Below are 26341 nucleotides of genomic sequence, written 5' to 3' on the forward strand. Positions count from 1 at the left end.
CCCCCCCCCCCCCCCCCCCCCCCCCCCCCCCCCCCCCCCCCCCCCCCCCCCCCTTTTTAGATGTGTATAAGAGACAGTGATAATACCCCGAAAAGAGTGATTAATACCTACCTGTTGGGGTGCATTAGCGGGAAGATACCGAGGGTGTTTCGTGTTTCACGCTGGAATGACAAGGCGTATATGATTGGAAATATGCACTCTCCCATCATGGTGTGCTCACGGACGGATGATTGAGGGAGCCAGTCTAAGGCCTGTATCGCAGGCCTTAGGCCGTGGTCGAAGAAATTTTTACTTCGATCTTCTGATCTTGGCAACGCTGGGATTAATTCATCTACTGATGGCTGTACGGGGTCATCTCTCGCCCGGCCAGGAAAGTAAATATAGAATAATCAGAGCAATATGTAATAATTTTGTGCCGCCGAGAGGCGGTTTTTTTGCCGGCGCCTCCTTTCAAGCTGATAGCCGCATTTTATTTGGCGTTAATCACTCCTTTGCTGCCTGCATCATTATCCACCCAGACATCTTCCCCCTTGAGGCGGCGGTCGCCTTGAATGGTATAAGTGACGTGACCGTTCCTGAACACCAGCGCGCCATCAGATTTCTTTGCTTTGACCTGCTTACCGTTGACCAAGACATGATCCTTGGCATCGATACTGATTGTCGCTACCGTGGCACCCGTCAGTGGGAATGTGGCAACCCACTCACCGGTATATGGGCTGGCACTGGTGTCAGCAGCGGGAGCGGCTCCAAAACCGGCCTTGGCATTCTCGGCCTTGGTTTTGTGAATGTCACAGCCTTGGGCCTCGGTCACTTGGGTGCAGCCAGAACGCTCAAGCTGCTGGGCAAATTTTGCGTTGATGGCGTGGGCTGGGGCGATGCCAAGTAGGGTAAGTGTCAGCATAAGAGCTGCATTTTTTGACATTGTAGTTCCTCCTAAAATGAGCCGAGCCAATGCCACTGAAAAGGACTGGGTATTTCGGTGGCTGAGGCGTATATCTAAATCTAGCATTCGTTAGCCCTTACGCGATTCGACAAGTAGCGAGGCATTTTCTCAATCGATGGTCGAATTCAATAACGTAGCGCTATGATTTCTCTATCGTCGATTTATAAATTGAATGGATTCAGCCCGATTTTGTTGCTCGCGGCAACTGGTAAGCTACAAAACTCGGCTATTCAATCAGGAGATGACGATGGAATTTGAAATTGAGATTATTAATCCGGCGAAACACCCAGAACTAGCGGCCCAGCAGGTGGTGATCGAGTTGATCCGCGCTGGGAAAATTGACAACTCCTTTAATGGCGCCAAAGCGTTAAATACTTACCAAAATCTGGTGGAAAAATATAAAGCATTAGCTGCACAGCCCGGTGCTGTTCAGGCTAAGGACAACGCTATAGAGCCCCCTGCCTCGGAGGTTAAGATGGTTACAACACCAAGTAAACCTGCTGTGGTTGCGGCCAAAGCAAAAAGCAATGTTGCCAAGCCCTCCGCAGAGGCAAAAGCGAGAACCAAGGTATCGGCGCCAGCGGTTAAAGAGTCAACCGTTGCTGCAGAAGTCGTCGCCAAGCCAAAGAAAGCCAAACCAAATCCGACTACTGCCAAGAAAAAATAATCCTTCTATGCTCGCGCAACTTACTCAAGATTGGGCGCAGCAGCGCCCCTACGTCTTGAGTCGGTTGGATCAAACGACTATTTCGTAGAGACTATGCTGATACCTTCTGCCGGTAGCGGCAGCGCCGTTTTATAGCGCACCTGCTTGAGGGCAAAGCTGGAGCGGATGTTGGCTACGCCCGGGATCTTGGTCAGATGATCCAGAATAAAACGCTCTAGCGCGCGAATATCGGGTACCAATACCCGCAACAGATAATCGGCATCGCCCGTCATCAGGTAACACTCCATCACTTCTGGGCGCTGATCAATGGCCTGTTCAAAGTTGCTGAGTGCACCTTCAACCTGCTTTTCCAAACTCACCTGAATAAATACGTTCACATGGAGCCCAAGCACAGCCGGTTCCAGCAAGGTCACTTGCCCCCTGATGATGCCCAACTCTTCCATGGCTTTTACACGGTTGAAGCAGGGAGTTGGGGACAGATTGACCGAGCGGGCAAGCTCCGCATTGGTGATCCGCGAGTTCGTCTGCATCGAGTTCAGAATGGCGACGTCTGTGCGATCAAGCTTCTTCATATGAGAAAATTTACCCTTAAAATGTGATTTATGAGGTTAAAGTGACTCATAAAAGCCGATTGTATGAACATAATAAGAGAAAGTTTCCCCGGTTATCCAGATAAAATTAGCATATTGAATGAATGGATGAGAAACCGCTGTGGATACTGAGGGTAAATACTTAACCGGCTCGCCAAACGTGTCGAGCTACGCGCCCGATAGCGTGAAAATTAAAGGCGTCCTGCTGTTGGTTGGGGCCATTGTGATTTGGGGGGCGAACTGGCCGGTGATGAAGGCTGGGCTTTCTCATATGACGCCGATTTGGCTTTCTACTGCCCGATTTGTCAGTGGCGCGCTGTGCCTGTTTGCTCTGCAGATATTGACCAAGAAGCTGCGATTCCCGCCACGCAAGGATTGGCCGTTGGTGGTGAGCGTAGGGCTGTTGCAAATGCTGACATTTACCGTGCTCGGTGCCTTTGCCATGACCGAAGTGCCTGCTGGCCGATCCGCTATCCTAGCCTACACCACGCCGCTCTGGGTCACGCCTATCGCAGTGTTGTTTTTCCGTCAGTCGCTTTCACGTCGGCAATTGATGGGCTCGTTACTCGGTGGTGTAGGGGTCATTGTGTTGTTCAACCCGTTCACGTTTAACTGGGGCGATAAGGTTCTCATCGTAGCGAACCTGATGTTGCTTACGGCCTCTTTTGCCTGGGCTATGTGCATATTGCACCTGCGTTATCATAAAGGGGTGTGCAGCGCGTATGAGCTGGCTCCCTGGCAGATGCTGCTGGCCAGCGTGCCGTTGGCGTTGATGGCTCGGGTTTTCGAAGGGCCGTATACCGGCGATGGTTCTACATCGTTAATCGAAATACTGCTGTTTATGGGGCCGCTGGCGACCGCGTTCTGCTTTGTTGCGGTGAATGCCGCCAGCATGTGGTTGTCGAGCACCAGCATGTCGACGGCGATGCTTGGGGTGCCGGTAATAGGCTTACTGATGTCCGTTATCTTCCTGGGGGAGCAATTGACTCTCACGCTGGGTATTGGCCTGCTGGTCATCATGTCGGGTATTTTTATTGTGACGGTAAAGCCATCGGCAAGTGGCATCAAGACTCCGTAGCGTTATCAGTCTGGCCAAGTTACCTTGGCCTGCTTACATCTGTGAGTTGGGCTTGTTCTAATCATTTCTCGCCAACCTTTCTCTGCTGGGCCGAAAGGGCTACCAACATCAATCCCGTAATCAATGAGATACCAATGATTAATTTCCAGGCATCCGGGTAACCATAGCTTTGTATATACGCCCCCATCAAGATATACGTGGGCATTAAGCCAAGGCTCCGAATGGTGGTGATTATCCCGCTGATGCGCCCACGATGGCTGCGTGGAGAGTTATTGGCTAAATAAATCCCCTCCTTGGTGACGAGCAAGATCTCGCCGATGGTAAGGAAAAACCAGGCAATAAACTGCATGGCAACCAGAGGGGATAGCAGGGTAATGCCATATCCCAATGCTAACGCAAACGCGGAAATGGCCAGACTTTTAATGTCGCAGATGTTGATGGTCATTCTGATAATCAACGGTGTCATCACCACCACCAAAATGCTGGCGAAAGTCATTAACTGGCCAAACAAGACCGGCCCTTGTTGGCCAAAAATATGGCTAAGGTAGAGCGGGGTAGTCATGGTCATTTGGTTTAATGAAAACCACAGCAGCATACATAACACGCCGAATACCAGCAACCGAGGCCTTTGCTTGAACACCTGCCATACAGAAGCCTCTGTGGCTTTTTCCAGTTCGGTGTGTTCCCGATCGTTTGTTGCCCGATTGTCGGCGGGATTAGCGACATAGAATAAAACGATGACTACGCCTATCAGGCCAGCGAGACCATTGCCCCAAAAAATCCAGGCCGTGTAGTTCCAGAAAAGGTAGCCAGCCAGAACCGGACCAACCCCAGAGCCCAGATTGTAGGCAAGATAGCTTAACGACATCACCGCATTGCGATTGGCAGGGGTAGATAGATCGGCGACAAGGGCATTACTTGCCGGGAGGGCTACACCAAAAAAGAAGTAGCTGACAAAAAGCAACGCGGGTAGCAGGCTGTGCCAATCGGTAAAGAAACCACTCACGACCAAGATTATCGAACCGATGATCTCTCCCCAAATCATCATGTTCTTATGGCCGAAACTATCGGACATCTTGCCGCCGACCAGATTCCCCAAAAGATAGAATGCGGTGACTCCCATCGCCAGGCCGCCTGCCATGGTTGTTGAATAGCCTAACTTTTGCGTTAGCAGCAGTACCATGAACGGTATGATGAAATTGCCAAGACCAAGAACAAATCTGGCTAAGGCAATAAAATAGACGTCGTTTGGTAACCCTTGGTACATGGCGACGGGATTGAAAAGTCGGGCGGGCAAGGGCACCCCCTTAATCATTACTGTTGAAGTTAGGGGCGCAAAGCAATGAGGTATCCGAACCTGATAACTGCGGCCTTCCTGAAAAGTCATGGCAAGTTAGCATGTTCGAGGGGGGAAGCAAACAGAGCGAGGCGGCTGGCAAAGTCTTGACCGGCTTCATGCTGCCCCCATTGAGAGTAATAAAAAGGCCAGAGTCGTTACGCTAACGAGCTCTGGCCTGTTTGTTCACCGGGGAGAATTAATCCAGTTTTGGATGCTGGTCGATCAGCGTTTGCTTTTTCTTCTCCAAATCGGCGATTTGCTGGCTGATATCTTCGACTTTCTGCTCGATATTATCGTAAGTTTCCTGCAGCAGCTCTTTGGCTTCTGAGCGGTCAGAGGCGGCTGGAGCAGCACCGCGCAGCGGCTTGTTGGCCGTTTCTTTCATATACAGACCGGTAACCAGACCAATCGCTGCCACCACCATCAGATAATAGGCTGGCATATACAGGTTACCGGTGCTTTCGACCAGCCATGCGGCCAGCGTTGGCGTGACGCCCGCAATCAGTACCGAGATATTGAATGAAATCGCCAGCGCGCTGTAACGGATGTGGGTTGGGAACATCGCAGGCAGAATGGAGGCCATCACCCCGATAAAGGAGTTGAGCAACACGGCCAGTATCAAGAGGCCAACAAAAATCAGGCCGATAACGTTACTGTTGATCAAGATAAAGCTAGGGATGGCCAGCAACAGCAGACCGACGCTACCGCCAATGATGAAAGGTCTACGGCCAATGCGGTCGCTGGTCATGCCGACCAATGGCTGGACGAACAACATACCTAGCATGATGGCAATGATAATCAGCACGCCGTGGTCTTCGGAATAGTGCAGGTTATGCGACAGGTAGCTTGGCATGTAGGTCAGCAGCATGTAGTAGGTCACGTTGGTCGAGATCACGATACCTACGCACACCAGCAGGCTTCTCCAGTGCTTGGTGGCGATCTCTTTGAACGAAGTTTTCGGCGGGTTCTCAATTGCCGCACGGTCGTTCTGTTCCATTTTGTCCATATGCTGCTGGAATGCCGGCGTTTCTTCCAAGGCGTGGCGCAAATACAGGCCAATCACACCCAGTGGTGCTGCCAGGAAGAACGGAATACGCCAGCCCCAGTCGAGGAAGTTGGCCTCACCCACGATGCTGGAGATAAGTACCACCACACCCGCTCCTAATACGAAGCCGGCGATGGAGCCAAAGTCGAGCCAACTGCCCATAAATCCGCGTTTACGGTCTGGTGAATACTCGGCTACAAAAATGGCTGCGCCAGAATACTCCCCGCCGACGGAGAAGCCCTGTGCCAGTTTGGCCAGCAACAGCAGAATAGGGGCCCAGATGCCAATCGAGGCGTGGGACGGGATCAGGCCGATACAGAAGGTACTGATCGCCATAATAATGATGGTGATGGATAACACTTTCTGGCGGCCGAATTTATCGCCCATGGCACCGAAGAAGACGCCGCCCAAAGGACGTACCAGGAAAGGAACCGAGAAGGTGGCCAGAGCGGCAATCATCTGCACGCCGGGCGTGGCGCCAGGGAAGAACACCTGGCCTAGTGCGTAGGCGACAAAGCCGTAAACACCGAAGTCAAACCATTCCATGGCGTTGCCTAACGCGGCGGCGGTAATGGCTTTCTTTAACTTGCTGTCATCAATAATCGTGATGTCATTAATCTGTAGTGGTTTATGCTTTTTTTTTCTTAGCTTCATAAATCATCCCATGCAAAATTGATCGTAGGCGAGTTCGTCGGCCCGCTCATTTTTATTGGTCAAGATATCAGTCAGGCTAATGTCACCTCTGTTTTGCAGATCGTCCTCGTGGTTTTTTTCTGAGAGTCTCATCACAATAAATAGGGTTTTAAACAAAAAATGTCATCCTCAGGATTAGTTTTTCTTGTCATATAGCTTAGCGTTATCTGGAGTTTGAATCAAACCGAGTAAAAAATGTTATGTTTTTCAGTGGCTTTTACGGCAGGATTATCTGAGGGATGGGCCAGTTTTCATCAATAAAGGGTGTTAAAACGTGTTCAGTATGTCTCCGAACACCTGTCTACACTGTCCCCGAACAGTACAGGAATGATACAGGGTTAAGGCCCCCTCACGAATGCAAAATCAGGGGGCGGTGCTGCTAGTAGTTCGTCCGGTTAAGGCTTGCCGTCATAGCCATCCCAGTAAGTGGCGATAGCATTTTCGAGCAGGATCTCACGCTGTTTTTTCGGCGAGTCAGCCGTATAGGATTGATTAAACATCGTCGCCTTTTGCTCCGACTCAGGTAAAAAATCAGGGCTGCGGAACCCATTTACCCTTTGCTGTGCCTGTTCGCGGGTCAGCCCATCCTGGCGATCTTTTTTGCCTATCTGATAAAACTGCTCAAAGAATGGGATGGCGGCTTTCGTCGATTTTGAGATATCGGTGCGTGTATCGGGGCCGAAATGTGCCTCCGCCAACTGGAAGGTGGCATGGCGGGCGTGTCTTTCAACGCTGTTTTGTGAGGTGGTGCAAGCGCAGAGCAATAACGTGGCTAACAACGGGATCGAGCGGTAATGTTTCGATAACATGTGAAGCTCCTTGTTATAGGTATTGAAGGTTCCAGAGGATGTCCCGCTATTCTATCCCAGTAGCAACATATTGAAACCCATCTTGATAGTGCAACCCTTGCTACACTTATTACAGGCAGCGTTGCCTGGTGAGTGGAGGTGGATATGTCTGATACCGAACTGCTTCAAGTGCTTTTGCAGCGTATAGAGGCATTGGAAGCCCGTGAACAGGCACTCACTGCGGCCTCCAATGCCTACCAGGCAATCATCACCACCCTATTAGGTAATATGGATAAAACAGCGTGCGACAAGGTGATCTCAATGATCGATCAGGCACATGAAATCGCCTATGTACGAGCTGCACATCGCTGTGACGAACCGCAGAAACGTAAAATCAAGCAGGCGGATGATGTGGCACAGCGTATGTTTATGGTCGCACAGGGGCAGGGAAGGACATCACAGTCACGCTGATCCTATAACAGTTTGCGGCGAATAATGCAGGAATTGATCTACCTCAATAAACTGTCATTGTGATAGCTTGGGCTGAGATTGGTGATAGTCACGATGCGCTGAGGCATTAAGGTATAGCGATGGATACGATTAAGAACATCCTGGTTACAGAGATAGAGCAGATTAACCGGCGGGAAGGGCGTGACGGCAAGCCGCGTTTCAACAGCGAGTTTGCGCGTACCCACCGTTGGCTGTGTTTTGCCATGTTCGCTGGCTATTTTGCGGTGATCGCGGTGATGTATCCGGTGCCCTATATGGGGCTGTATTCGTTCCTGGGTTTTACTGCCTTTGTGCTGTTTATGTTTGCCATGCTGCTGATTGAAATCAAACCGGTTTACCGTTTTGAGGACATCGGCGTGCTGGATCTGCGAGTTTGTTACAATGGGGAATGGTACTTTACGCGCGCGCTGTCGCCGCATGCCATCCAGGCACTGTTGAACGAACCTACGGTGAGCCCGGTGTTGAAAACCCGTATGCAGGAAATCATCGCCAACAAGGGCGAGATTGATTTCTATGACGTTTACGATCTGGCCTATGCCAAAAGGTTATCCACCCCGTCAGCACCGCAGGCCGTGCTGAGCTGAATAGGTTGCGCGGGTGTCGATGTTGGTTATAATAGTTGTCGGTTATGAGACTATTCTTAGGAAATAGCGATGAGTGATGATATTTTTGATTTTGACATTGATGATGAATTAGCCAAAGCGGAAAAAAACGCGGCGCAGAAGGCCAGGGAAGTTCCTGAAATTCTTGAGGATGAAGAAGACTGCGAAGGCTGCAAAATCTGATTGAATTGCCAAAAAAACCGCTGCGGCGGTTTTTTTATGCCCACCCGCCAGACATTGCCTCAATCCAGCACAAAACCCCAGATCAACAGCCCAGCCACGGTAACGAGGCATAGTGCAGACACGGTCAGCAGCACTTTTCCCAGTAAATCTTTCTCTTGTTGTTTTTGCATCAGGTTACATCATCCAAGTAGTATTCGATGGACCAAATCGGCGATACCCAAATCCAGTAAGGCAACGCTAAAAGCGATGACGGTCAAGGCTGAAAAGAACTTCGCTTTGCTGCTCAAGATCTTATCCGACGGTTGATGTGCCGCAAACGGCCCACCTCAGCGTTGAGGTGGGCATTAATGACAGTCATTAAGAGTTTTCCGGGCCGGATTAGTTCCCGCAACGGCATGGTTAATGGCGTTCAACGGGTTAATCGGTAACGATCTTGACGCCTATTTTGCTGATTTGATTAGCATCCATCTCCGCGATAGTCCAGGTTAAACCATCCCATTCCACCTGATCCCCCACCACGGCTTCTCCCCCGATTAACCGGGTGACGAACTGGCCGAGCGTTTGCTGATCGTCCACGCCCTCTTGCAGATTCAGGCCGTAAACCTGAGAAATATCACTCAGGCGCGCATCGGATTGCAGAATGAAATCACCGAAGAACCGCTCATCCAGCGTAACCGTAGGTGCCTGGCTGAACAGTTTACCCAACGCAGGCAAATCGTGTTCATGGCCAATAACGCACAGGGTATCGCCTGCCAGCAAGCGGGTGCTGCCACTCGGGTGTAACAGTTCTTTGCCACGGAACAGCGCGGCAATGTGCGTTCCCGGCGGCATCTTGAGTTCGCGCAGCGCTGCGCCGACGCACCAGTTTTCAGCGCTTAGCTGATAGACAAACTGCTCCCATTGGTTTTCCTGGTGAACATCCAGCCCCACGCGCGAGATCGGAGCTAATGCTGGTGGCACCACCACCTTGGCCTTTTTGGCGGCAAAGGACAGCGAAGTACCCTGCAACAGCAGTGAAACCAACACCACAAAGAACGCGACGTTAAAGAACAGATTGGCATTGGGTAGCCCGGCCATCATCGGGAATACCGCCAGGATCACCGGCACCGCGCCGCGCAACCCCACCCAGGAGATAAACATCCGTTCGCGCAGGTTGAAGTTGCGAAACGGCAGCAGGCCGATAAACACCGAAATCGGGCGGGCAAACAGGATCATCCACAGCGAGAGCAGCAGGGCAGGGATGGCGATAGGCAACAGGTCGTGCGGGTTAAGCAACAGCCCTAGCACCAGGAACATGCCGATTTGGCTCAGCCAAGCCAGACCGTCGAAGGTTTGCACAATGCCATGGTAGTTACGGATTGGACGGTTACCCAGCAGCAGGCCGCACAGATAGACCGCCAGAATGCCGCTGCCATCCAGAGCGGTAGTCAGGGCAAAGATCAAGATGCCGCCGCTCACCGCCAGCAGCGGATACAACCCTTCCGCCAGCTTGATGTGGTTGATCAGCGTGATCAGCAACCAGCCTCCGCCCAGACCAATCACGATGCCCATACCAAACTGCTGCAAGAGATGGACGATGAACATCCAGCTCAGCGAGGTTTCGCCAGCGGAAATCATGGCAATCAGGGTGATGGTTAAAAACACCGCCATCGGATCGTTGCTGCCGGACTCAATTTCCAGCGTCGCGCTGACACGCTCGTTCAGCCCTTTGCCACCCAGCAGTGAAAACACCGCGGCCGCATCGGTCGATCCAATAATGGCACCGATCAGCAGCCCCTGGATCAAATCGAGGTTAAACAGCCAAGCGGCGGCCAGGCCCGTCAGTCCGGCGGTGATCAGTACGCCGAGGGTGGCCAGTGACAATGCTGGCCACAACGCGACACGAAAGGAGCTGACGCGGGTACGCATACCGCCGTCGAGCAGGATCACTGCCAGAGCCAGGTTACTGACCAGATAGGCGGCGGGATAGTTATCAAAGGCGATACCACCAGGGCCGTCAACACCGGCCAGCATGCCTATCGCCAGGAAGATCACCAGAATGGGAATACCCAGGCGTGAAGAGAAAGAACTGAGCAGAATACTTGCTCCCACCAACACGGCACCGATGATGAACAAGCTATTGATCGTGCTGGCATCCAAAATAATGTTCTCCTGCGAGTTGAGCTGAAAGGGGGCGCCAAAGCAAAGACACCGGGTCATAATAGCCTGTTTTTCCTGTGCAACGCCAAGGCTGATTGCCAAAAAATGATGTCATTATGGCTACTTGCCGCAAAATGTGATGAAAAGAGAGGTGAAATGTGGGTCTTGCGGCTTTTGTGCCTATTTATCAGATCATTGAGGACGGTAGCAAACAGGTTATTGATGAAAAACCATTAACCCCCCAGCAGGAGGCTTAATGGTTTGCAGGCGGGGGGTTAGTGATCGAGTGATTGCAGGGCACGCTTGATTAATTCTGCTGCCAGTTTCCTTTCGGCCTCGGAGATCCCGTCCAGGTTGAGGCTGGAAAGTTCGGTTACCAATACGCTACGATCTTTGCCGCTGATGGAGGAATCCAGTGCGGACAGCAGTCTACCCAAGATTTTCAGTAGTGTGGCGTTTTCTGCTACGGTTTCGGTTGCCGCGGTTGGTTTATCGGTCATTAAAAATCCTCTCTGTCGTGACGGAAGGGAAATGTTACCGGCGCACGCGATGGTGATGCGCCATCCCTTAGGGTTCGTGAGCCCAATCGCTACCGTAAGGCAGGGATGTGGATTTTTTCTTATGCACTGTAGTTATAACAACTCACCGCAATATGCTCCAGCACAACTTTGCATCAACGGCTCGCGATAGGTTGAGCAATAGGTGCGCTGAACACCGATCAATTATAGCTAAGCGGGCGCAGCATGCGGCGCTCCTGCGAAAGGGCCACAGTGAGGAATGTCATGTTTGCAGGGCGCTGCAAGCAACGCCTTTACAACAGAGGCTAGGCTTTGCCAGAGAACAGAAAGCGTAACAGCGGGATACGCTTGTGCAGCTCATATAACAGAAAGGCGCAGGCAAAGACGAACACCAGACCCAGCAGGAAACCCAGCAGATTATTATCGATTAGCGGAGTCATGAAGGCCCCGTATATCAGCGTCAGCGGATGGTGAACCAGATAGATAAACAGTGAAGCGTTGACCAGATAGGTAATGCGAGGCGAATGGAAATCGAGCAGCGCATGGCCAAATGCGAACACCACGTTGGCCATCAGAACCCCGAGCACGGCTTTGATCATGATTTCCAGTTCAAACCCGAAGCTGCTGTGCGCCAACAGTTTCTGGTTGAGCATGTAGGCCACGAACAGTAGCAGCGAGCCCAGTACGGCTGGCCATGAGGGCTTGAGGAACACCGCTTTCAGCCATGGATACTTGAAGGCATAGGCACCCGCAATGAAGAACGGCAGGTAGAACAGGGTTTCCATCACCACGAAGTTGAACAGCCCATTAGACAGTAAATGCGGGGCGGTGATTAAAATAATGCGATGAAACACGCAGTATATAAAGGCATACAATAAAAACCACAATGAGATATTGCTGAGATTGGTCATCTTATTTATTGGCTGCGGTGCCATCGGCGTTTTTATCGCTTTAATTTTTTTAAACAGATAAAAACAGGCGCAGGTCAATAAGCATAAGGTTAATAAAAACCACAGATGGGAGACCAACTCCCAAACCGCCACGTTTATTTTTTGATAGGGGGTAAAATCATCCCAGCCGGTTAATTTATCGGTGTAGTTCTTGAGTAAAAAAAACTGTGGCAGGGTAATCAATGGGATAGAGCTCAATAGCGGGATGGCAACCCGCTCCAGGCGTACCTTCAACCAGCGATGGCTGTCATAGCGTTCATACAGCATGTAGGAGAAGTAGCCGGAGATAATGAAGAACACCTGCATGCGAAAGGCGTGAATAAAGTCGTTCAGCACCGTCAGCGAAAACGACGGGGTCGCGCTGTTTACCGCCCACGAGTGGCTGGAGTAAATCAGAGAAAGATGAAAAGGAATGCCCAGCAGCATCAAATAGGCCCGGATCGAATCCAGGAAAAACTCGCGCTGGTTAGTGCTGTCAGTCATAGGTTACCGCTGGTGGTTGCATCTGGGGGAGTGTAAACCCGCTTAATAAGTCGGCAATGGGCTAATCGCAAACCTAAACCCTACTATAGCGACCGACATTTTTCCATAGCGTCTTGGAGCCCGGCTTGCTACGCTGCACAACTGCTTAAACTCTAAGCCGTAAACATCAACTCACGTTTATCATGTTGTCGGCGAGCTGAATAATCCATTAATATGGATTTTGAATATTTTGAGCACACGAATAGGGGGGGATGTGCTAGTAAATCTATTATCAAAAAAACCACGCGCCACGAGCGTACGTTGGTTAGGTGCTACCGTTTTGTGCACGTTGTTGAGTTCGCAGGCTTGGGCTTTTTCTATCGACGATGTGGCCAAACAGGCGCAGGATCTGGCAGGAAAAGGCTTTGAAGCCCCGAAGAGCAACCTTCCTTCCCAGTTCCGTGAACTGAAGTTCGCGGACTATCAACAGATCCAGTTCAATCACGACAAAGCCGTGTGGAGTAAGCTGAAAACCCCTTTCAAGCTTGAGTTCTACCATCAAGGGATGTACTTCGACACGCCGGTCATCATCAACGAGGTCACGGCCACCGCCGTCAAAGAGATCAAATACAGCCCGGACTTTTTCGACTTTGGTTCCGTCAAGCACGATCCCGATTCGGTGAAGAAACTCGGTTTCGCCGGGTTTAAAGTGCTCTATCCGGTCAACAGTGCGGATAAGAACGACGAAATCATGAGTATGCTGGGCGCGAGCTATTTCCGCGTAGTGGGTAAAGGGCAGGTTTATGGGCTTTCTGCTCGTGGGCTGGCTATCGATACCGCCTTGCCATCTGGCGAAGAGTTCCCGCGTTTTCGCGAGTTCTGGATCGAACGTCCCAAGCAGGGCGACAAGCATCTGGTGATTTATGCCTTGCTGGATTCTCCACGTGCTACCGGCGCTTACCGTTTTGTGGTTTACCCCGGCCGCGATACCACGGTAGATGTCCAATCCAAAGTGTTCCTGCGCGACAAAGTGGGCAAGTTGGGTATGGCACCGTTAACCAGCATGTTCCTGTTCGGGCCGAGCCAGCCTTCGCCAACGCTGAACTACCGTCCGGCGCTGCATGACTCCAACGGTCTGTCGATCCATGCCGGTAACGGCGAGTGGATCTGGCGTCCTCTGAACAATCCTAAGCACCTGTCGGTCAGCACTTACAGCATCGAAAACCCGAAAGGTTTTGGTCTGTTACAGCGTGGCCGCGATTTCCGCGATTATCAGGATCTGGACGATCGTTACGATCTGCGTCCAAGCGCCTGGGTTGAACCGCGCGGCGATTGGGGCAAGGGCAAGGTTGAGCTGGTAGAGATCCCAACCGCGGATGAAACCAACGATAACATCGTGGCGTTCTGGACGCCGGACGTATTGCCTGATGCAAAAACGCCGTTGGCATTGAACTACCGCCTGTACTTCACCCGCGACGAAGAGAAACTGCATTCACAGGATATCGGCTACGTGGGTAAAACCATGCGTTCAACCGGTGATGTGAAGCAGTCAAACCTGATCCGCGAGCCGGACGGCAGCGTGGCGTTCCTGGTTGACTTCGTCGGCCCGGCATTGAAAGCGCTGGATGCCAATACGCCGGTAGCTTCTCAGATCAGCATTGGTGACAACGGCGAAATGGTGGAAAACAGCGTTCGCTACAATCCGGTCACCAAAGGTTGGCGTTTGACGGTGCGTTTGAAAGTGAAAGACGACAAACAACCGGTAGAAATGCGTGCTGCGTTGGTCAACGGTGACAAGACCTTGACGGAAACCTGGAGCTATCAGCTACCTGCCAATGAATAAGTCTACTGAAACTGCCCAGGAATATCTTGCGGCAATGCCCCTGACCGATGAGCGGTCAGGGGTGCTCAAACAACAAGTAATGGCAGGCGATACACCGGCACTGGAGGCTTTACATCGTCAGATGGGAACCTCTGATGCCAATGTTGCGTCTCTGTCTGCAGATGACATCGCCCTGGCCTCGGTCAAGGCGCGTATAAGCCAGGCTTGGCCGGATGCCGTCGATGACGACGATTTTGATTGTGACCCGGAAGGGCGCACCATCCTGAAAGCCACGCCGCCGGTAAAACGTACTACCATGTTCCCCGAAGCCTGGCGCACCAACCCGGTGGGGCGTTTTTGGGATACTCTGCTGGGCCGTAAGACGCATAATCGTCATGCCAGCAAAGAAGAAGCCGAGGCGGAAAACCGCTGGCGTATTGTCGGTTCAATGCGCCGTTACGTGCTGTTAATCCTGATGCTGGTGCAAACCGGCATCGCCACCTGGTACATGAAAACCATCCTGCCTTATCAGGGCTGGGCGCTGATCGATCCTATCGCCATGTTGGATCAGGATCTGATGCAGTCGATGCTGCAAATATTACCTTATCTTTTGCAGACCGGTATTCTGATCCTGTTTGCCATTCTGTTCTGCTGGGTCTCAGCCGGTTTCTGGACGGCGCTGATGGGGTTCCTGCAACTGCTGATTGGCAAAGATAAATACAGCATCTCTTCGACTATCAAAGGCGACGAGCCGATCGATCCAGCGCACCGTACCGCGTTGATCATGCCGATCTGTAACGAAGACGTTGAACGGGTATTTGCCGGGTTGCGGGCAACCTACGAGTCGGTGAAGGCGACCGGTCAGCTTGAGCATTTCGATATCTATGTGCTTAGCGACAGTTACGATCCCGATATCTGCGTCGCTGAACAGAAGGCCTGGATGGAGCTGTGCCGCGATGTTGAGGGGCATGGACGTATCTTCTACCGCCGTCGCCGCCGTCGTGTGAAACGTAAAAGTGGCAACATCGACGACTTCTGCCGTCGTTGGGGCGGTGAGTACAGCTACATGGTGATCCTGGATGCGGACAGCGTGATGAGCGGCGAGTGCCTCACCGGCCTGGTGCGCTTGATGGAAGCTAACCCGAACGCCGGTATCATCCAGTCTGCGCCAAAAGCCTCGGGTATGGATACGTTGTATGCCCGTGTGCAGCAGTTCGCCACGCGCCTTTATGGCCCGCTGTTCACCGCTGGTCTGCACTTCTGGCAGTTGGGCGAATCCCATTACTGGGGTCATAACGCCATCATCCGGGTGAAACCCTTTATCGAGCACTGTGCTTTAGCGCCGTTGCCGGGCGAGGGCTCGTTTGCCGGTTCCATCCTCTCCCATGACTTTGTGGAAGCCGCATTGATGCGTCGTGCTGGCTGGGGCGTGTGGATTGCCTACGATCTGCCGGGCAGTTATGAAGAGTTACCGCCTAACCTGTTGGACGAGCTGAAACGTGACCGCCGTTGGTGTCATGGTAACCTGATGAACTTCCGCCTGTTCCTGGTAAAAGGTATGCACCCGGTACACCGTGCGGTGTTCCTGACCGGGGTAATGTCCTACCTGTCGGCACCGTTGTGGTTTATGTTCCTGGCGCTGTCCACCGCGTTGCAGATAGTGCATACGCTGGTGGAACCGCAATACTTCCTGCAACCCCGGCAGTTGTTCCCGGTGTGGCCACAGTGGAAGCCAGAACTGGCTATTGCGCTGTTCTCCACCACCATGGTACTGCTGTTTTTACCGAAGTTGCTGAGCATCGTGCTGGTCTGGGCGAAAGGCTCGAAGCAGTATGGCGGGCCGATCCGGTTGCTGATTTCCATGCTGATGGAAGTGATGTTCTCAGTGCTGTTGGCGCCGGTGCGCATGCTGTTCCATACCGTGTTTGTGGTCAGCGCGTTCCTGGGCTGGGAAGTGGTGTGGAACTCGCCGCAGCGTGATGATGATGACACCCCTTGGGGCGAAGCCTTCAAGCGTCACGGTTCGCAAATGCTGCTGGGTCTGGTTTGGGGCGGCGGTATGGCATTGCTGGATCTGAACTTCCTGTGGTGGCTGTCACCGATCGTCTTCTCGCTGATCCTGTCACCGTTTGTTTCGGCGCTGTCGAGCCGCGCTACGCTCGGCCTCAAGAGCAAGCGAGCCAAGCTGTTCCTGATCCCGGAAGAGTACGATCCGCCGCGTGAACTGGTTGCCACAGACACCTATCTGCAACTTAATCGCCAGCGTGCCTTGCGCAACGGCTTTATGCATGCGGCGGTGGACCCGTCCTACAACGCCTTGGCTGCCGCGCTGGCAACGGCTCGTCACCATCTGCGTACCATTATCGATCGGGCGCGGGAAGAGCGGGTGAACGAGGCGCTGGAAGTCGGGCCAGAGAAGTTGGCAAAAGCCAAACGCCTTGAGCTGTTAAGCGATCCTGTGGCGTTGTCACGCCTGCATCAGCGTATTTGGCTGCTGCCGCAGGGCGAAGCCTGGCGCGAGCATTATCGGCAGTTACCGCATAATGAACTGGCTCACCCCGTCGGCCAACGCTGACGGTTAGCGTTAATTACAGGGGGAATGCGCGCTGCGTGTTCCCCTTTTTCGTTGCAATCTCAAAAAAGGCTTGGTTGTTGAAAATGGCTTCACTAGTCCGTCTGGCACTGTTGGCCGCTATGACGACGGCATTATCTGGCTGCGGTAGCATTATCAGCCGCACGGTACCTGGCGCAGGCCATGGGCACCAATATTATCCAGGGGTGCAGTGGGATTTGCGTGATACTCCCTGGCGCAGCGTTATGGTGATTGATGTACCGCTCTCGCTGGTGGTGGATACCTTTATGCTGCCGTTTGATGCGCAGCACGGGCCTTACGAATAGGTTTTAGCCTCTGGTTGCGAAGACCACCAACTGATAGCTTTGGCTGTTACAGTGGAAAGAGGTCAACGCCGTCATCCCCAGCCCAGCGACATGGGCGGTCAGCGAATGCGGGTTGTCTTCATTAACAAATAGCGCGCCAACGTCAAAATCCTGCTGAGTTCGCGCTTTCACCGCGGCAAACAACTGGCGTAGCAGGCCTTTTCCCCGCCATTCGGCACTCAGGCATACCGGGCCGTATAGAAATACCCGCTGTTGATCCAACGCCTGGTCTTGAAAGCGTTGCGTGGCCAACGTGTGCAGCATGGCATCCACGACCGGCGGTCGGGGTTGGGCGTTGGTTGGCATCAGGCAGACAAACCCAGCCAACTGCTCATCCTCAATGGCGATAAGAATACCCAGGCCGTTATTGATGCTTGCCAGCTGTTTTTCGTTCATCTGCGAGACGATAAAACCCTGTTGCCGCTGCTGGGCGTTGAGGTTCTCTGGGGTGTTTTGCGCCTGTAGAGCCAGAATTGCGGGATAATCACCGGGAACCGCTTGCCTGATGAGCATGATACCTGCCTGTGTTAAGAGGAGAATGTTGCAGCATGCAATGTGTAGCCAGGGTCGTCAAGGCGAGGGTGGGCAAACCAGGCGCCCACCCAACGGGCTCAACGTTCATCCCATTCGTCGGCAGCGCTCTGGCCTTCTTCGGTATCCAGCGGCGGATCGAGCTGAAAATCCCCTTCTTCCCACTCATGCAGCGTATTTTCGTTGATCCACTCGGCGCGGATCTCAATCTCGTCGTAGTCACCGTCAAAAATGGCCTGGGCGGCTGCGCCGCTGCGCATCGTCATGCATTCGACAGACTCGCCTTCTTCTTCGAAAAACTCGGCCTGCCACATCGTGTCGCCATCCAACATGATGTATTTTTGCAGGTTAAACTGTTGAGGTACCGGCGGCTCATCATCGCCGCCTTCCGCCGTTTCGATAAACTCTTCGCGAGCGGCTTCGATCGCTTCTTCCAGCGTGGCATACAGGCTCATGCTCATCTCCTTTTTCAATCATCTTGGGGGGACACCAGCATTAATTGTTGTCGCATCGCCGCAGGATGCAAATTTTTTGTTGTCCGTTTTGCGACGATAGTTGTCCATCAGCCGGGAGACGCCTGGCTACGGGCAGGAAATAATGGCTACACCCTTTGGTCTGTAGGAGAATCAGGATGTTAGCCAACCCAGCAAGCAAGTACCGGCCATTCCCGGCCATCGATTTACCCGATCGTCAGTGGCCGGGGCGCACCCAGCAGCAGGCACCGCGCTGGTGTTCCAGCGATCTGCGTGACGGCAATCAGGCGTTGGCCGAACCGATGGATAACGCTCGCAAGCTACAGTTCTATCAACTGTTACTGGCCTGCGGGTTCAAGGAAATCGAGGTGGCATTTCCTTCCGCATCGCAAACCGACTTTGATTTCGTGCGGCACTTGATAGAGCAACAGCTGATCCCGGATGATGTCTCAATCCAGGTGCTGACGCAGTCGCGCGACGATCTGATCGACCGCACGATGGAGTCGTTACAAGGGGCTCCACGTGCCATAGTGCATCTGTATAACGCCACCGCCCCGATGTTTCGCGATATCGTTTTCAAGCAGGACAAGGCCGCTACCGTGGCGCTGGCGGTGAATGGCGCACGCCGTATTCGCCAATGGTGCGATCGGTATCCGGAAACTGATTGGTGCTTTGAGTATTCGCCAGAGACCTTCTGCTTTACCGAGCTGGAGTTTGCCCTGCAAATCTGTGAGGCGGTGGCAGACGTGTGGCAACCTGAACGCCAGCGGCCCATGATTATCAACCTGCCGGCCACCGTGGAGATGAGTACCCCGAACATTTATGCCGACCAGATCGAATGGTTCTGTCGCCACTTCAGCCAGCGGAAACAGGTGACCATCAGCGTGCATCCGCATAACGATCGTGGTACCGGTGTCGCTTGCGCCGAGTTGGCCATGCTGGCGGGGGCTGACCGAGTGGAAGGCTGCCTGTTTGGCAACGGCGAACGCACGGGCAATGTCGATTTGGTGACGTTAGCGCTCAATTTGTACACCCAGGGCATCGCGCCAGAGCTGGACTTCAGCCGGTTGAAAGAAGTGGTTGAAGTGGTGGAACAGTGCAACCAGTTACCGGTGCATCCACGCCATCCTTATGCCGGGGAGTTGGTGTTTACCGCGTTCTCGGGCTCGCATCAGGACGCCATCAAGAAAGGTTTCGCCGCCCAACAGCAGCGTGAAGATGGGTTATGGCAGGTGCCTTATCTGCCGCTCGACCCGGCAGACGTGGGATGCAGCTATGAGGCGGTGATCCGCGTTAACAGCCAGTCTGGCAAGAGCGGGGCGGCCTGGCTGCTGGAGCAGAATCATGGATTGCGCTTGCCGCGTGGCTTGCAGATTGACTTCAGCAAAGTGGTGCAACAGGCCACGGATGAAAGCGGCAAGGAAATGACGGTGGCGGAGATCTGGCGGCTGTTCCGCAACAGCTACGGATTGGTGGAACAGCCGCGTTTGCAACTGCTTAGCTATCAAACGCAAAGCCAGGGTGGGGCGGCTTACAGCTTTACGGCGCAGGTAGCTCTGGCAGGAGAACCAATGCAGCTGCAAGGTAGCGGGAACGGGCTGTTGTCCAGCGCGGTAGATACGCTCTGCCAACGCTTTGGCTTGGTGCTGGCTATCGACGACTACCATGAACATACCCTGGGCCATCAGAGCCATAGCCGGGCAGTAACCTATATCCGTTGTACGCCAGCAAAAGGGGAGGCAATTTACGGAGTTGGGATTGATGCCGACTCGGCCAGCGCCTCGCTCCAGGCTCTGTTCAACGTGGCTGGCCGCTGTTTGCCGTGATCGCAGGCTGAGCCTGGGCAAAATAGGTGCTGGGGGAAACGCCAAGCAGGCGGCGGAACATGGCGCTAAACGCGCTGGGGCTGTCATAACCCAGATCCAAAGCCACCTCCAGCACCGACCTTCCGGCAGCCAGGGCGTTGAGTGCTGCCAGCAGGCGGGCACGACGCACCCAGTCGCTAAAGCGTAGGCCAGTCTCACGTTGGAAGCGACGGGACAGCGTACGGCCACTGACGTTGATGTGCTGCGCCGCCAGTTCCAACTCCCAAGGCTGTGCCAAAGATTGCTGAATGTGCTGGCACAGGGCCAACAAGACGCCATCGCGTGGCTCGGGCAGGTGTAGAGGCAGGATCGGCAGCATACGTAACTCATCGAGGATCAGTTCCATAATGCGCTCTTCGCGTCCGCCGGGCCGATAGCCTGGCTGAATATCCATCGCGCTGATAATCAGTTCACGTAACAAGGGAGAAATCTGCACGACCTGGCACTGAGCAGGCAAATCGGCACGGGCCAGGGGATCGACGAACAGTGTGCGTGCTGCTACGTTACCGCTAAAACGCAGGTTATGTTCCACTTTGGCCGGTAACCAGACGCCACGGCCTGGGGGAACAACCCAGCTGCCTACACGCGTATTCACCTGTACTACGCCGCTAAGGCCATGGATCAGTTGGGCGCAGTTGTGGCAGTGATCAGGTTCGCTATCACCATCCTGATAGTCCTTTGAAAATGGCACGATAGACTGATTTTCTGGGAGAAAATCGACGTTAAACAGCATTGTTTCTCCTCTGGAGCCTGATGACGTGTCTGTTGCAGCATGCCATGTCTTGCCGCTACCGCAAAGCGCATTTCCTGTACGCCGTTTTGCCATGAAACAGCTTAGGCTAACTGTTTGCCAACGGGAGGAAATATGGAACTTGCCAACGCGGTATTACGCATCGCCCGGCCCACCGACCATTTGGCCGCGATTGCCAACATGTATTGCCAGGGCCTGGGGTTTGAACAACTGGGTGAGTTTGAAGATCACCAGGGGTTCGATGGCATTATGCTTGGTCATCCGCACCATGCCTATCATCTGGAGTTCACTCATCACCGCGGTGTACTGGTGGGGCGCGCACCTACGCAAGACAACCTGTTGGTATTTTATGTGCCGGAGGTTGCAAGTTGGCAGAGAGGGTGCGATCGGCTGATAGCCAGTGGCTTTAAGCGCGTGCAGGCATACAACCCTTATTGGGATGTGCATGGGCAAACGTTTGAAGATTTGGATGGCTATCGCGTGGTGTTGCAAGCACGTGCCTGGCAGACATAAAAAAAGCCAGCGAAGAACGCTGGCTTAAGGCTGAATACTCAGTATCTATCAGGCGTGCGTGACCGGTTTATCACCGCTTTTACCCTGGGTATTTTCCAGCATGCGACGGATCGGGACGATCAGCAGGATAAGCACGGCGGCACAGATCACCAGCGCAATAGAGCAGCGGGCGAACAGGGTTGGCAGCATGTCCAACTGATCCGCTTTCACGTGGCCACCGATCAAGCCGGCAGCCAGGTTGCCCAGCGCGCTGGCACAGAACCACAGGCCCATCATCTGGCCACGCATTCTGTCCGGTGCCAGCAGCGTCATGGTTGCCAGGCCAATCGGGCTCAGGCAAAGCTCACCCAGCGTCAGCATCAGGATGCTGCCCACCAGCCACATCGGTGACACGCCAGCGCCGCCATTGCCCAACACCTGTTGCGCGGCCAGCATCATCAGGCCAAAACCTGCGGCGGCAAACAGAATACCGATCACGAATTTGGTGATGCTGCTCAGGCGGATTTTGTTACGAGCCAGAGCCGGCCAGGCCCAACTGAAGATTGGCGCCAACAGGATAATGAACAATGCGTTAATCGATTGGAACCATACCGCCGGGATCTCGAAGTCGCCGATCATGCGGTTGGTGTAATCGTTAGCGAACAGGTTGAACGAGGTCGGTTTCTGTTCGAAGGCCGACCAGAAGAAGGCGGCAGAAATCAGCAGGATAAAACAGACCAGCAGACGCGCACGCTCTTTGCGGCTCAGGCCAGCAAAGAAGAACAGATAGATAAAGTACAGCGTGACCGAGGCGGCGATGACGTAAACCAGCATACTGGCAACGGCGACCGGGTTAATCACGATGATGCCTTGGGAGATCATAATCACGATTGCGGCAACGCCCACGGCTAGCGCAATCAGCCAGCCACCCACGCCATTTTTCTTGGCAATCGGGCTATTCCAGGTTGAGTCCAGGCCTACTTCGCTGTCATAGCGCTTCATGGCCGGTACGGCAAACACCCGGAAGATCACTAAAGCTACCAACATCCCGATACCACCGATGCCGAAGCCCCAGTGCCAACCGTGTGAACGGATCAGCCAGCCGGAAATCAGCGGGGCAATAAAGGAGCCCATGTTGATGCCCATGTAGAACAGCGAGAAGCCACCGTCACGGCGCGCATCGCCTTTCTTGTACAGGGTTCCAACCATCACCGAAATACAGGTTTTGAACAGGCCGGAACCGAGCACGATAAACATCAGGCCGACGAAGAACAGGTCGTTGCCCATAATAGCGGACAGGGCAATTGACAGGTGGCCCAGAGCGATCAGGATTGAACCATACCAAACGGCTTTTTGCTGGCCGAGCCAGTTATCGGCTAACCAGCCACCCGGCAGTGCCGCCAGGTACATACTGCCAGCAAAGATACCGACGATCGCCGAGGCGTTTTCGCGCGCCAACCCCATCCCGCCGTCATAAACCGTAGCGGCCATAAACAGGATCAGTAACGGACGAATGCCATAAAACGAGAAACGCTCCCACATTTCAGTGAAGAACAGGGAGCCGAGGGGATATGGATGGCCGAGGAACGTCCGGCTTTCTTTCTGATTAACAGAGGATTGCATAAAGTCTTCCCAATATAATGTGCTGCGCGCTGGCAGCAGATACTGTGGTATGTCTGTGTCTGTAAGTGAGGAAATCCCGCTGAGGCGGATTACCTGACAAAACCTCAGCCGCAGTGCCTATTAAGCTTGAAAACCCTGCAGGCTATTTTATTCACTTGGTCAGAATGTTACTTCTGGCGTGATATTATTTAACCATTTGATAACTGAATGGTGGTTTTGTCTAGTACCTGTATCCCATTTTTTAGACGAAAAGTCGACAAACATCTACTTTATTGGTTTTTATGTTGGCTGTGGCGTTATTTCCATTGACAGGTGGTTTATTGCTCTGTTTGTGATTTTTTTTGTCTAAAAACAATGTGTTAATAATATTATTCTTAGAGGTTGGGGCCGGGTTACAGCGGGAGGGTAACAATAATAAAAGTAAGTGAAATGGGGCTTGGGTAATATTTATCACAACAACTGGCGATAAATAGCGCTATTACTCTTCTTGTAACGTGTCTTCACGCATTCTCGCTGGCCGCCGTTGCAGACACCACCAGGAATAGAACGCGTTAAATAGCACCACCAGCGCCGTCATGCAGAATACCGCGCGGAATCCGTAGCTGGCAGAGACGGCTGCGCCGAGCAGTGGGCCGCTAACGTTGCCGATATCCCGGAAAGATTGGTTATAGCTGAATATTCGCCCGGCAACCTGAATGGTACAGTTGTAGATCAGTAAGGTTTGTACCGCAGGCAGCAGTGCGCCATCGGCAGCGCCGAGCAGGAAACGCAATACGCCGAGTTGCCAGGGAGTCTGGACAAAGGCCATAGGGATCAGCAACAGCACGGAAATCACCAGCATAAACACCAGAATCCGCTCCGGGCCGATCCTGTCGCCCAACTTGCCCAGCCGTGGCGCACTCATCAAGGCAGCAACGCCGGGTACCGAGGCGATCAAACCACTGACAAACGCCAGGTTGCTGATGTTGCCCGCCAGTTCACGCACGTAAAGCGTGAGGATTGGGGCAATCGAGCCAGTGGCGATCTGGATGATCATGGTGGTGACAAACAGGCTGAGGATCAGCTTGGGGCTTTTGAGCGAGGCAAAGACTTGGCGCGCATGCAACATGTCTTTTTTCTGCACCGGAGTGAACTGTTCCCGCACGCAGAACAGCGTCAGCAGGAAACAGATAAACAGCACCGTAGCGGTGATGAAGAACACGGGGCGCAGGCCATATTGGTCAGCCAGCAAACCGCCAATCAATGGGCCAATCAGGGCACCACTGACGCCGCCGGTCGATAGGGTGCCCAGTGCCCAGCCGCTGCGATGGCGCGGCACCTGGGTAGCAATCAGCGCATTGGCGTTGGGAATAAAGCCGCCGAGCAGCCCTAGCACCGCGCGCAGTGCCAGAAACTGCCAGATGTTTTGCGCCATGCCCATCAGCACCATCACAATGCCCATTCCTAGCGCAGAACGCAGCAACATCAGCTTACGCCCACGGCGATCGGCCAGGCTGCCCCAGAACGGTGAGGCAATGGCGGAGAACAGGAAGGTGATACTGAACACCAATCCGGACCACATATTCAGCGACTGATGGCCGGTAACGCCAAGAGCTTCAACGTACAGCGGCAGGAACGGCATGATCAGGCTAAAGGCCGCACCGGTCAGAAAGCAGCCTAGCCAGGTGATGAACAGGTTACGTTGCCAATTGATAGGTTCTGCTGCCGGGGCCATAGGTTTCCGTGCGGGATAGGGGAGCCTGGCGATCGCGCAAGGCAAAAAAAAGTTAGCCTGGTAAGTATGCGCTTAATAACGCAGGTTATCAATTGAGCAACCGTGTGATTTTGAGTAAAAATGAAATAAAGTTTTAAAACGGGGAATGACAATTATTCCCGCGCAGAATAACGCGGGAACGGGGGCTCAGACGCCGACCAAGGCTTCGAATCCGGCGCTGGTGGTAGTGAGGGCGACGTTTGTCACCTCATAATTGGCCACGGCGATGAAGGGATCTTCCGCCAGGATGGCATCCAGCGTGGAACGTTCCATATCTTTTACCAGGATCACGCCGCCGGTACGCGGATTCTTTCGGCCAGAGGCAATAAAGCTGCCAGCTTGAAAATAGCGCTTCAACCAGGCGATATGCCCTTCAAGATGGCTTTCTACTTCTTCAATCGGGCGGTGGTAGGTCAGGCTGACGATATACATAGAAGCTCCTGTTGCTGGAAAAGTGACAATATCATGTGGGCCATCCTGGCCCGTGGTGATTAATAGAGAGAGGGCTCACCTTCTGGGCGGGTCTTGAAGCGGCGGTGCAGCCACATATATTGATCCGGTGCCATCAGGATCTCTTTTTCTACCACTTTGTTCATAAAGGCCGCAGCCTCGACTTCGTTATCCAGCGGGAAGTTCTCCACCGCTGGCTGCATGATGAGTTCGTACCCTTTCCCTTCTGGCAGGCGGCGAGGCGTAAAGGGAATGATCGCCGGTTTCCCCATGCGCACCAACACATAGCTGCCTGTGGTGGTCGCTGCTTTTTCCACTGCAAACAGCGGAGCAAACACGCTGCTGCGCGGGCCGTAGTCATGATCCGGTGCGTACCAGATGATCTCTCCTTGTTTCAGGGCGCGGATCATCCCTTTGACGTCTTTACGATCCAGCATGGATTTGTTTGAACGCATACGGCCCCAGGTCTGTAGCCAATCCATCAGCTTGTTGTCGTGTGGACGGTAGACGCCTATCCCTGGATTGTGGATACCGAAGATGCGCGCACCTAACTCCAGAGTCAGGAAGTGCAGGCCGATCAGTAGCACCCCTTGATGATTGTCCCGTGCCTTTTGAATGTGCTCCAGACCGCTGACGCTGAACCAGCGCTCAATGCGCCAGTTGGGCCAGAACCAGGCCATGCCGGTTTCAAACAGCCCCATCCCCACGGATTCGAAGTTCTTGACTATCAACGCATCACGTTCGGCTCTTGGCATATCCGGAAAGCACAGTTCCAGGTTACGCTCGGTTATCGCTCGCCGGCGTTTGAGGAAACGCATTGAAAAGCGACCCAACCCGGTCCCCAAACGATAAATCATTGGGTATGGCAACAGGACCAGCAGGTAGAGTAAGGCAATGCCAAACCAGGTAAGCCAGTAGCGCGGATGCAGTAAAGATCGATTGAAAGAAGGAACTTGCGTCATGGGTTCTCAGCTTAGAAGCAGTCATTTAACAGTAATAACAGATAAAATGCATAGATACGTCGAGTTGCCGGTCGCCAGCAGCACTTTTGGTGACAACGGGTTGCTAGAACGACTCAGTCTATGCGATGGTTTTCTGCCGCTTATAATAGCGTATTGTGGCATTTTTCTTTTGTAA

Annotated in this window: 25 protein-coding genes; 10 read left to right on the plus strand and 15 right to left on the minus strand. The window is 53.3% G+C overall.

Annotated elements, in window-relative coordinates:
• Positions 1–469: 469 nt before the first annotated feature.
• The gene (locus JHD74_RS16730; protein ID WP_199063124.1) at positions 470–922 is read right to left on the minus strand and encodes a hypothetical protein; all 453 of its coding nucleotides are present in this window, start codon (positions 920–922) and stop codon (positions 470–472) included.
• 268 nt (positions 923–1190) lie between these two features.
• On the opposite strand from JHD74_RS16730, the gene JHD74_RS16735 reads away from it, so the two are divergent.
• Positions 1191–1610, plus strand: coding sequence for a hypothetical protein (locus tag JHD74_RS16735; RefSeq protein ID WP_199063125.1), 420 nt, complete (start codon positions 1191–1193; stop codon positions 1608–1610).
• A gap of 77 nt (positions 1611–1687) precedes the next feature.
• Here JHD74_RS16735 and JHD74_RS16740 read toward each other — a convergent pair whose 3' ends face one another.
• Entirely contained in the window at positions 1688–2182 is a 495-nt protein-coding gene (locus tag JHD74_RS16740; protein ID WP_024485698.1) for an Lrp/AsnC family transcriptional regulator, read from the minus strand.
• A 139-nt stretch (positions 2183–2321) separates the two neighbouring features.
• Between JHD74_RS16740 and JHD74_RS16745 the strand changes: the two genes are divergently transcribed.
• On the plus strand, positions 2322–3278 hold the full coding sequence (locus JHD74_RS16745) for a DMT family transporter (protein ID WP_024528509.1): 957 nt from the start codon (positions 2322–2324) through the stop codon (positions 3276–3278).
• A gap of 61 nt (positions 3279–3339) precedes the next feature.
• On the opposite strand, the gene JHD74_RS16750 is transcribed toward JHD74_RS16745, so the two are convergent.
• The 3 genes from JHD74_RS16750 to JHD74_RS16760 form a co-directional block, all read right to left on the minus strand.
• Entirely contained in the window at positions 3340–4665 is a 1326-nt protein-coding gene (locus JHD74_RS16750) for an MFS transporter (protein WP_233169567.1), read from the minus strand.
• Positions 4666–4813: 148 nt separating this feature from the next.
• Positions 4814–6316, minus strand: a complete 1503-nt coding sequence (gene proP, locus JHD74_RS16755) for a glycine betaine/L-proline transporter ProP (RefSeq protein ID WP_024528512.1) — start codon at positions 6314–6316, stop codon at positions 4814–4816.
• Between the two features lie 434 nt (positions 6317–6750).
• The gene (locus JHD74_RS16760) at positions 6751–7164 is read right to left on the minus strand and encodes an Exc2 family lipoprotein (RefSeq protein WP_074031307.1); all 414 of its coding nucleotides are present in this window, start codon (positions 7162–7164) and stop codon (positions 6751–6753) included.
• Positions 7165–7308: 144 nt separating this feature from the next.
• Between JHD74_RS16760 and JHD74_RS16765 the strand changes: the two genes are divergently transcribed.
• The 3 genes from JHD74_RS16765 to JHD74_RS26890 all read left to right on the plus strand — a co-directional run bounded on the left by JHD74_RS16765 (position 7309) and on the right by JHD74_RS26890 (position 8438).
• Entirely contained in the window at positions 7309–7614 is a 306-nt protein-coding gene (locus tag JHD74_RS16765) for a hypothetical protein (protein WP_024528514.1), read from the plus strand.
• 119 nt (positions 7615–7733) lie between these two features.
• Positions 7734–8237: a YlaC family protein gene (locus JHD74_RS16770; protein ID WP_199063126.1), complete on the plus strand. Its 504-nt coding sequence runs from the start codon at positions 7734–7736 to the stop codon at positions 8235–8237.
• A gap of 69 nt (positions 8238–8306) precedes the next feature.
• Positions 8307–8438, plus strand: a complete 132-nt coding sequence (locus JHD74_RS26890) for a hypothetical protein (RefSeq protein ID WP_021178340.1) — start codon at positions 8307–8309, stop codon at positions 8436–8438.
• A gap of 417 nt (positions 8439–8855) precedes the next feature.
• Here the strand turns inward: JHD74_RS26890 and JHD74_RS16775 are convergent, their stop codons facing one another.
• The 3 genes from JHD74_RS16775 to mdoC all read right to left on the minus strand — a co-directional run bounded on the left by JHD74_RS16775 (position 8856) and on the right by mdoC (position 12528).
• On the minus strand, positions 8856–10577 hold the full coding sequence (locus JHD74_RS16775; RefSeq protein WP_199063127.1) for a potassium/proton antiporter: 1722 nt from the start codon (positions 10575–10577) through the stop codon (positions 8856–8858).
• Between the two features lie 275 nt (positions 10578–10852).
• Positions 10853–11077: a hypothetical protein gene (locus JHD74_RS16780; RefSeq protein WP_024528518.1), complete on the minus strand. Its 225-nt coding sequence runs from the start codon at positions 11075–11077 to the stop codon at positions 10853–10855.
• Between the two features lie 323 nt (positions 11078–11400).
• Positions 11401–12528 (minus strand): glucans biosynthesis protein MdoC, encoded by a 1128-nt coding sequence (gene mdoC / locus JHD74_RS16785; RefSeq protein ID WP_199063128.1) that lies wholly within the window; start codon positions 12526–12528, stop codon positions 11401–11403.
• 253 nt (positions 12529–12781) lie between these two features.
• Between mdoC and JHD74_RS16790 the strand changes: the two genes are divergently transcribed.
• The 3 genes from JHD74_RS16790 (at position 12782) to JHD74_RS16800 (ending at position 17227) form a co-directional block, all read left to right on the plus strand.
• On the plus strand, positions 12782–14350 hold the full coding sequence (locus JHD74_RS16790; RefSeq protein ID WP_024528520.1) for a glucan biosynthesis protein G: 1569 nt from the start codon (positions 12782–12784) through the stop codon (positions 14348–14350).
• Entirely contained in the window at positions 14343–16904 is a 2562-nt protein-coding gene (gene mdoH / locus JHD74_RS16795) for a glucans biosynthesis glucosyltransferase MdoH (RefSeq protein ID WP_199063129.1), read from the plus strand. Before JHD74_RS16790 ends, mdoH begins: the two co-directional genes overlap by 8 nt.
• Before the next feature lie 83 nt (positions 16905–16987).
• A complete protein-coding gene (locus JHD74_RS16800) occupies positions 16988–17227 on the plus strand; it encodes a YceK/YidQ family lipoprotein (protein WP_029711076.1) in 240 nt (79 codons plus the stop codon).
• A gap of 3 nt (positions 17228–17230) precedes the next feature.
• Here JHD74_RS16800 and JHD74_RS16805 read toward each other — a convergent pair whose 3' ends face one another.
• Positions 17231–17779, minus strand: a complete 549-nt coding sequence (locus tag JHD74_RS16805) for a GNAT family N-acetyltransferase (protein ID WP_199063130.1) — start codon at positions 17777–17779, stop codon at positions 17231–17233.
• Positions 17780–17877: 98 nt separating this feature from the next.
• Positions 17878–18252: a MysB family protein gene (locus tag JHD74_RS16810; RefSeq protein ID WP_024485685.1), complete on the minus strand. Its 375-nt coding sequence runs from the start codon at positions 18250–18252 to the stop codon at positions 17878–17880.
• Between the two features lie 176 nt (positions 18253–18428).
• Between JHD74_RS16810 and leuA the strand changes: the two genes are divergently transcribed.
• On the plus strand, positions 18429–20096 hold the full coding sequence (gene leuA / locus JHD74_RS16815; RefSeq protein ID WP_199063131.1) for a 2-isopropylmalate synthase: 1668 nt from the start codon (positions 18429–18431) through the stop codon (positions 20094–20096).
• Here the strand turns inward: leuA and JHD74_RS16820 are convergent.
• Positions 20068–20868 carry a helix-turn-helix transcriptional regulator gene (locus JHD74_RS16820; protein ID WP_074031311.1) on the minus strand — a complete coding sequence of 267 codons (801 nt, stop codon included), beginning with the start codon at positions 20866–20868 and terminating at the stop codon, positions 20068–20070. The genes leuA and JHD74_RS16820 overlap by 29 nt on opposite strands.
• A 132-nt stretch (positions 20869–21000) precedes the next feature.
• Between JHD74_RS16820 and JHD74_RS16825 the strand changes: the two genes are divergently transcribed.
• Positions 21001–21399 carry a VOC family protein gene (locus tag JHD74_RS16825; protein WP_074031312.1) on the plus strand — a complete coding sequence of 133 codons (399 nt, stop codon included), beginning with the start codon at positions 21001–21003 and terminating at the stop codon, positions 21397–21399.
• Between the two features lie 48 nt (positions 21400–21447).
• Here the strand turns inward: JHD74_RS16825 and JHD74_RS16830 are convergent, their stop codons facing one another.
• The 4 genes from JHD74_RS16830 to JHD74_RS16845 form a co-directional block, all read right to left on the minus strand.
• Positions 21448–23001: a peptide MFS transporter gene (locus tag JHD74_RS16830; protein WP_024528527.1), complete on the minus strand. Its 1554-nt coding sequence runs from the start codon at positions 22999–23001 to the stop codon at positions 21448–21450.
• 478 nt (positions 23002–23479) lie between these two features.
• A complete protein-coding gene (gene mdtG / locus JHD74_RS16835; RefSeq protein ID WP_199063132.1) occupies positions 23480–24715 on the minus strand; it encodes a multidrug efflux MFS transporter MdtG in 1236 nt (411 codons plus the stop codon).
• A 186-nt stretch (positions 24716–24901) separates the two neighbouring features.
• The gene (locus JHD74_RS16840) at positions 24902–25186 is read right to left on the minus strand and encodes a YciI family protein (RefSeq protein ID WP_199063133.1); all 285 of its coding nucleotides are present in this window, start codon (positions 25184–25186) and stop codon (positions 24902–24904) included.
• Between the two features lie 59 nt (positions 25187–25245).
• Entirely contained in the window at positions 25246–26166 is a 921-nt protein-coding gene (locus tag JHD74_RS16845; protein WP_199063134.1) for a Kdo(2)-lipid IV(A) acyltransferase, read from the minus strand.
• Between the last annotated feature and the right edge of the window lie 175 nt (positions 26167–26341).

Source organism: Serratia sp. ASV30 (assembly GCF_016428815.1).
GTDB classification, from domain to species: domain Bacteria; phylum Pseudomonadota; class Gammaproteobacteria; order Enterobacterales; family Enterobacteriaceae; genus Chania; species Chania fonticola_C.

Excerpts from the sequence above, each read along its gene's own strand:
- JHD74_RS26890 (WP_021178340.1), top strand. The coding sequence starts at position 8,307 with ATGAGTGATGATATTTTTGATTTTGACATTGATGATGAATTAGCCAAA.
- JHD74_RS16830 (WP_024528527.1), bottom strand. The coding sequence starts at position 23,001 with ATGCAATCCTCTGTTAATCAGAAAGAAAGCCGGACGTTCCTCGGCCAT.
- JHD74_RS16840 (WP_199063133.1), bottom strand. The coding sequence starts at position 25,186 with ATGTATATCGTCAGCCTGACCTACCACCGCCCGATTGAAGAAGTAGAA.
- mdtG (WP_199063132.1), bottom strand. The coding sequence starts at position 24,715 with ATGGCCCCGGCAGCAGAACCTATCAATTGGCAACGTAACCTGTTCATC.
- JHD74_RS16800 (WP_029711076.1), top strand. The coding sequence starts at position 16,988 with ATGGCTTCACTAGTCCGTCTGGCACTGTTGGCCGCTATGACGACGGCA.
- JHD74_RS16810 (WP_024485685.1), bottom strand. The coding sequence starts at position 18,252 with ATGAGCCTGTATGCCACGCTGGAAGAAGCGATCGAAGCCGCTCGCGAA.
- JHD74_RS16770 (WP_199063126.1), top strand. The coding sequence starts at position 7,734 with ATGGATACGATTAAGAACATCCTGGTTACAGAGATAGAGCAGATTAAC.
- JHD74_RS16805 (WP_199063130.1), bottom strand. The coding sequence starts at position 17,779 with ATGCTCATCAGGCAAGCGGTTCCCGGTGATTATCCCGCAATTCTGGCT.
- JHD74_RS16825 (WP_074031312.1), top strand. The coding sequence starts at position 21,001 with ATGGAACTTGCCAACGCGGTATTACGCATCGCCCGGCCCACCGACCAT.
- leuA (WP_199063131.1), top strand. The coding sequence starts at position 18,429 with ATGTTAGCCAACCCAGCAAGCAAGTACCGGCCATTCCCGGCCATCGAT.
- JHD74_RS16735 (WP_199063125.1), top strand. The coding sequence starts at position 1,191 with ATGGAATTTGAAATTGAGATTATTAATCCGGCGAAACACCCAGAACTA.
- mdoH (WP_199063129.1), top strand. The coding sequence starts at position 14,343 with ATGAATAAGTCTACTGAAACTGCCCAGGAATATCTTGCGGCAATGCCC.
- mdoC (WP_199063128.1), bottom strand. The coding sequence starts at position 12,528 with ATGACTGACAGCACTAACCAGCGCGAGTTTTTCCTGGATTCGATCCGG.
- proP (WP_024528512.1), bottom strand. The coding sequence starts at position 6,316 with ATGAAGCTAAGAAAAAAAAAGCATAAACCACTACAGATTAATGACATC.
- JHD74_RS16820 (WP_074031311.1), bottom strand. The coding sequence starts at position 20,868 with ATGCTGTTTAACGTCGATTTTCTCCCAGAAAATCAGTCTATCGTGCCA.
- JHD74_RS16780 (WP_024528518.1), bottom strand. The coding sequence starts at position 11,077 with ATGACCGATAAACCAACCGCGGCAACCGAAACCGTAGCAGAAAACGCC.
- JHD74_RS16845 (WP_199063134.1), bottom strand. The coding sequence starts at position 26,166 with ATGACGCAAGTTCCTTCTTTCAATCGATCTTTACTGCATCCGCGCTAC.
- JHD74_RS16740 (WP_024485698.1), bottom strand. The coding sequence starts at position 2,182 with ATGAAGAAGCTTGATCGCACAGACGTCGCCATTCTGAACTCGATGCAG.
- JHD74_RS16730 (WP_199063124.1), bottom strand. The coding sequence starts at position 922 with ATGTCAAAAAATGCAGCTCTTATGCTGACACTTACCCTACTTGGCATC.
- JHD74_RS16765 (WP_024528514.1), top strand. The coding sequence starts at position 7,309 with ATGTCTGATACCGAACTGCTTCAAGTGCTTTTGCAGCGTATAGAGGCA.
- JHD74_RS16760 (WP_074031307.1), bottom strand. The coding sequence starts at position 7,164 with ATGTTATCGAAACATTACCGCTCGATCCCGTTGTTAGCCACGTTATTG.
- JHD74_RS16750 (WP_233169567.1), bottom strand. The coding sequence starts at position 4,665 with ATGACTTTTCAGGAAGGCCGCAGTTATCAGGTTCGGATACCTCATTGC.